The sequence below is a fragment of the Moheibacter sp. genome, from assembly GCF_049672845.1.
GTDB lineage: Bacteria > Bacteroidota > Bacteroidia > Flavobacteriales > Weeksellaceae > Moheibacter.
On sequence record NZ_JBATWT010000020.1, the window covers coordinates 1 to 3,770 of the forward strand.

General features: G+C 36.8%; 5 protein-coding genes. All 5 read right to left on the reverse strand.

Features of this window, described 5'->3' with window-relative positions; all coding sequences use genetic code 11:
- Positions 1 to 621: 621 nt before the first annotated feature.
- Positions 622 to 1,950 carry a PQQ-dependent sugar dehydrogenase gene (locus tag WBF63_RS07540; protein ID WP_424369105.1) on the reverse strand — a complete coding sequence of 443 codons (1,329 nt, stop codon included), beginning with the start codon at positions 1,948 to 1,950 and terminating at the stop codon, positions 622 to 624.
- A gap of 53 nt (positions 1,951 to 2,003) precedes the next feature.
- Complete coding sequence (locus WBF63_RS07545) at positions 2,004 to 2,696, reverse strand: SDR family oxidoreductase (protein WP_424369106.1); 693 nt, start codon at positions 2,694 to 2,696, stop codon at positions 2,004 to 2,006.
- Positions 2,697 to 2,698: 2 nt separating this feature from the next.
- Positions 2,699 to 3,112, reverse strand: a complete 414-nt coding sequence (locus WBF63_RS07550) for a putative toxin-antitoxin system toxin component, PIN family (protein ID WP_424369107.1) — start codon at positions 3,110 to 3,112, stop codon at positions 2,699 to 2,701.
- A gap of 5 nt (positions 3,113 to 3,117) precedes the next feature.
- A complete protein-coding gene (locus WBF63_RS07555; RefSeq protein ID WP_424369108.1) occupies positions 3,118 to 3,333 on the reverse strand; it encodes a hypothetical protein in 216 nt (71 codons plus the stop codon).
- Between the two features lie 81 nt (positions 3,334 to 3,414).
- Positions 3,415 to 3,770: hypothetical protein (locus tag WBF63_RS07560; protein ID WP_424369109.1), on the reverse strand; the 356-nt coding region annotated here is incomplete at its 5' end.

A 3,770-nucleotide genomic window follows, 5' to 3' on the forward strand; every position in this document is an offset into this window, starting at 1 on the left:
GTAAAATTTTTTAAATACTTTTAGAACTTCGAACCTTTGATGCCTGCCTTACAAAATTGACCGTTTTCTCTTTTTAGGCTTTTTTTCTTCTTTTCTATTATTTCAAATGAACTTCTCGTTTCTTAATTCCTCGCTTCAATCTCTTAAAGCGGGTGCAAAGGTAAGAATCTTTTCATTACTACAAAATTATTTTTGAAATATTTTGAAATATTTTTTGAACTATATCGCAAAACATTAACAAACAATAATTTACAATGAACTTCTCTTTTTTGCTTTCTTTTCTGTGGTTAATCTCTCACTGAAAAGGACTGCAAATATAGAGCGAGTATATAATATGAACCAAATGTTTTGATGTAATTTTTTGAAAGTTTTTGGAAATAATTTTCAGATGGTTTATTTACAATGTTTTAGATTTTGTGTTTTTGATAAAAAAAATCTGAACTTGTCTGAATTTGCATCAGGGATGGAGGCATTTGTTTGAGCTTTTTCTCTGTAGTCAGGGTAAATCAGACTGCAGAGGGAAAGCGAGTGCCGAGAGCCCGGTCTCATTTTTTGAATTTTGGTTTGTCCAAAATTTAAAAAGTGAGAGGTGCCCAAAAATAAATTATACTATATATATACTTAATTTTTGATAAGTTTTTGTGTTTTTTGGAGTTTACCGGATAGTATAGTTAATATATATACGCCTTTTGGATATTTGGATAAATCGAGTTTTTGAATATTTATGTGTTTTTCCAAAAGTTTCCCTTCCATTGAATACAAAGCTATTTCATCAACTGGCTTGTTACTGGTAATGTTTACGAAATTTGTAGTTGGATTGGGGTGAATGGAAATTTGGATGTGTTTAGGATCTGTAACGCCCATGGTCTGTCCTACTATTTTTTGAACTTTGCCGGAGCCTACTACATATAGTTGTCCGGACATATCTTGACCGAAGCCGGTGATGAAATCATTGGTATCGGTGAGGAATTCGAGCGTATCACCATCGACCCAGCCGATCTCACCGGAACAATAATCTGCAAAGAAATACTTACCAACCAAGTTGGCATAAGCAGTCCCTCTGTAAACATATCCGCCAGTTATGGAACATCTGCCGCCCGAATGATTGTAAGTGGCAATTGGAAAAACCATCGATTCGGGTGCATCGCAACCACCTGTGTTATAGGGATCGTTTCCTTCGTAACAACGCCAACCATAGTTCAGACCGGGTGTTTGGGAAGATTGTTTGTTGATTTCTTCGATTAGATTTTGTCCGACATCTGCAATCCAGAGATCGCCGGTTTCGGAATCAAATGAAAATTTCCAAGCGTTGCGCAATCCATAGGCCCATATTTCATCGGCTCCATCTTCGCCTACAAATGGATTATCAGACGGAGAAGTATAAGCATCTCCGCTGACGTCAATGCGAAGCATTTTACCTAATAATACATTTTTATTCTGTCCGTAATTATTTGGATCTCCCGAACTTCCGCCATCGCCCATTGAAATCCAGAGGTAACCATCGGGTCCGAAATGGATATTTCCGCCATTGTGATTACCAAAGGGCTGGTCGATGGTCAGTAAAATGGTTCCGTCAGAATTGGCAACATCAGGATCATCACTCACTGTATATCGTTCAATAACGGTATCGCCTGCTGTGTTGGTGTAATTCACATAAAATCTTCCGCTGGTTTCATAATCGGGTGCGAACGCCAGTCCCAACAAACCTCTTTCACCCCCTGTGCTGATTTTGGAAGAAATATTCAGGAAAGGAGTTGGATTTACAGTTCCATCGTTGTTGATTATTTTGATCCTTCCTCCCTGCTCCACTACAAATAGCCGATCGTCACCGGCGTGCACCAATTCCACAGGCGAATTTAATCCTTGGGCGAATAGTTCCAATGTAAATTCCTGTGCAAATGTGAAAATCGCCATCCCAATTGCAAGAATAGATAAGTAGATTTTTCTCATAATTATTCTGATTTATAAGTTATAAATGTAGAATAAATTTCCGAAAAAATGTGTTAAGGGGTTGAAACTGAAAGCTGAATCGTTTTTCCGTTTTGGAATTTGTGTCCGTTTAATCCAAAATTGAATAAATAATTGGCCATTTCTTCGGCGGTAATCGGTGCTTCATATCCGGGAAAGGCTTCCTGGAGCATTTCGGTCTGAACGGCTCCGAGTGCGACACAATTAATCCGCGGTTGGTTTTCGTTGAATTCCTGTGCCAAAAGTTCCGTCAGCGTGACAATTCCGGCTTTGGAAGAGGAATAAGCCGCCAATCCCGGGAATTTCACCGAACCCTGAACGGCACCCATCGTTGTTATATTGACGATGTGCGATTGGGAATTCATTTTATCCAGAACCATCTGGATGATCCGAAACGGTGCTTTGTAATTGACGGCAACCGAATAATCAATCTCATTTTCCGAAATTTCCGAAAAAGGTTTATTGACCAGAAACCCGGCATTATTATATAATACGTCCAGATGTTCCCAATTTCGCATGGCACCCTGCAGCATATCCAAATCGCTTTGTTTGGAAATGTCCATTGGCAGAATGATCAATTGAGAATTATTTTCGAAGACGTAAAGTTCTTTTAATTTTTCTTCGTTACGGGAAATCGCCAAGACGTTGTTTCCGTTTTGGAGATGGATTTTGGCCAGTTCTCTGCCGATTCCGCGGCTTGCGCCTGTTATGATGATGTTTTTTTGCATAGTTATTCTGTTTGAAGAATTTTGTGAAATTCCTCTAAGGTAAGAATATTGATAGACGGAAAATCAATGGTTTTAAGTCTGTTAAAATGTTTGTCATTTGAAACTAAATAATGAACGTTTCCGGCAAATGCACAATCCACAAATTTGTTATCATCTGAATCATTATCAATCAATTCTAAATAAAAATGAATTTCTGTCTTTTTAACATTCGGAAGTAAGTTCAGTACGCTTAATAACAATTCTGCGGTTTCGGTTGAGAAAATCTCTGTAATTTTTTCTTCGTATTCTAATACTATTTCATTGGAAACCCAGAGTTCAAAAAATCCGTCTTTTAATTTATCCAATACATCAGAAAATTCAGATCTGCTTGAAACTGTTCTTAGAATGGCATTGGTATCCAACACTACTTTTAGCATTCCGATTAAATTGAATTCTCAAGTAAGTTCTTCAATTTTTCATCGCTGTATTCCTTTTCATCCCAAACAACATCAGCTTTCTCACGTGTTTTTTTCAGGAGGAAATCAGCCATTATTTTCCTTAGTTCAATTAATTCTTCTTCCGGCAATTCCATTGAAAAAAGTTTCAATAACTCTGCTTGCAAATTAGTTAAAGGAGGTTTTACTGATAGATTTTCCATAAATCTTTAATTTATTCAAATTTACGAATTAAATCCTATTCCGCGGCTTGCGCCTGTTATGATGATGTTTTTTTTGCATTTTTAAATTTTTAAATAGTCGATTAATTCCGAAATAGAAAAAACTGTTTGTTGATTGATTTTAATTTTATATTGATTGATCTCTAGTTTAATTTCCGAATTGGAATTAACCTCAAACCCATTCCGTTCCAAAGCATGTTTTGCCCAATATGCTAAATCGCTTCCGTCGCTTATAAGATTGACCGATTTATTTTTCGGATGATGGAATTTAAAATTCCCGGTTTGGTAATCAAATTTGATCTGTTCTTGGGATAATTTTTCAAAAATCCTTTGTTCGTAAGCGATTTGTTCCGGAAATCCGGCATGAAAATTCCCGTTGTCAATCCACCAAAGTTGAGTAGAATTCTGCAATAATAATT